General features: G+C 69.2%; 2 protein-coding genes. Both read left to right on the top strand.

Annotated features, from left to right (window positions below; all coding sequences use genetic code 11):
* Positions 1-240 precede the first annotated feature (240 nt).
* On the top strand, positions 241-801 hold the full coding sequence (locus ROE7235_RS19575; RefSeq protein ID WP_050663604.1) for a hypothetical protein: 561 nt from the start codon (positions 241-243) through the stop codon (positions 799-801).
* Positions 749-1,467: phage terminase large subunit family protein (locus tag ROE7235_RS19570; RefSeq protein WP_183073605.1), on the top strand; the 719-nt coding region annotated here is incomplete at its 3' end. The genes ROE7235_RS19575 and ROE7235_RS19570, both read left to right, overlap by 53 nt.

Here is a 1,467-nt window from a genome sequence, read left to right as displayed (position 1 = left end):
GCGAGCATCTCGTCGATCTCGGCTTTCTTGCCGATGAAGGCGTTCAGCGCGGCTTCTTTGTTGCGGCGCGCCTTCTCGGCGCGGAGCTGGTGGCGGGGCGTGGTGATTGGGTTCAGGCGCGTGGTCATCCGGTGGCTCCGTGTGCTGAGTTGCATCGTCCTTCTGGATCCAGGTTCGCTCCGGCGCAGAGGCTTATCAACTCAATAAGCACATGATTTCGAATGATAATCGGAGCGCGGCATGGAGGGTCTGAGCGAGCGCCAATACGCCGCCCGCGTCGGCCTCTCGCGCGGGGCGATCCAGAAGGCGAAGGCCGCCGGCCGCCTGGTGCTGCACGCCGATGGGAGCATCGATCCCGACGCCAGCGACGCGCGCCGGGCCGAGAGCACGGACCCGTCGAAAACCCGCAAGCCGCCCGCGCCGAAGCGCAAGCCCGTACCGGAGGCGGCTGTTTCGGCGGTGGGCGATACCCTCAAGGAACAGGGCCTGGCCGCGCCGGCCACGGGCGGCGGGACGACCTTCCTGCAGGCGAAGACGGCCAACGAGGTGCTGAAGGCGCAGGAGCGGCGCATCCGGCTGCAAAAGCTGAAAGGCGAGCTGATCGACCGCGCCCGCGCGCTGGCGCTGGTGTTCCGGCTGGCGCGGCAGGAGCGCGATGTCTGGGTCAACTGGCCCGCCCGGGTGGCCGCACTGATGGCGGCCGATGTGGGCGTGGAACCGGCCGCGATGCAGAAGGCTCTGGAGAAACATGTCCGATCCCAGCTCGACGACCTCGCCGAGATCCAGCCCGATCTCCGCTGAGGACGCGGACGCGCAGGCCTTCGACGGGGCGCAGGACATCCTGCGTGCCTGGGGCGCAGGGCTGCGGCCCGACCCGGACCTGACGGTATCCGAATGGGCCGACCGGCACCGCAAGCTGTCGTCGCGCGCCTCGGCCGAGCCCGGGCAGTATCGCACGGTGCGCACGCCTTACATGGGCGAGATCATGGACCGGCTGAGCCCCGGCGATCCCACGCAGCGGGTGGTGTTCATGAAGGCCGCGCAGGTCGGCGCGACAGAGGCCGGGAACAACTGGATCGGGTTCGCCATCCACCAGGCGCCGGGCCCGATGCTTGCGGTCCAGCCGACGGTGGAACTGGCCAAGCGCAACTCGCGCCAGCGGATCGACCCGCTGATCGAGGAAAGCCCGGAGCTGCGGGAGCGAATCAAGCCGGCGCGCTCGCGCGATGCGGGCAACACCATGCTGTCCAAGGAATTCGCGGGCGGCATCCTGATCATGACGGGCGCGAACTCGGCGGTGGGGCTGCGGTCCACGCCGGCGCGCTATATCTTTCTCGACGAGGTCGACGCGTATCCGGCCTCGGCCGACGAGGAAGGCGATCCGGTGACGCTGGCCGAGGCGCGCTCGCTGACCTTTGCCCACCGGCGCAAGGTGTTCCTCGTCTCGACGCCGACGATCCGGGGGCT

The organism is Roseinatronobacter ekhonensis (assembly GCF_900499075.1).
In the GTDB taxonomy this organism is placed as follows: domain Bacteria; phylum Pseudomonadota; class Alphaproteobacteria; order Rhodobacterales; family Rhodobacteraceae; genus Roseinatronobacter; species Roseinatronobacter ekhonensis.
Note: the sequence above shows the minus strand (reverse complement) of the source record. Positions and strands in the feature narration are given on the sequence as shown.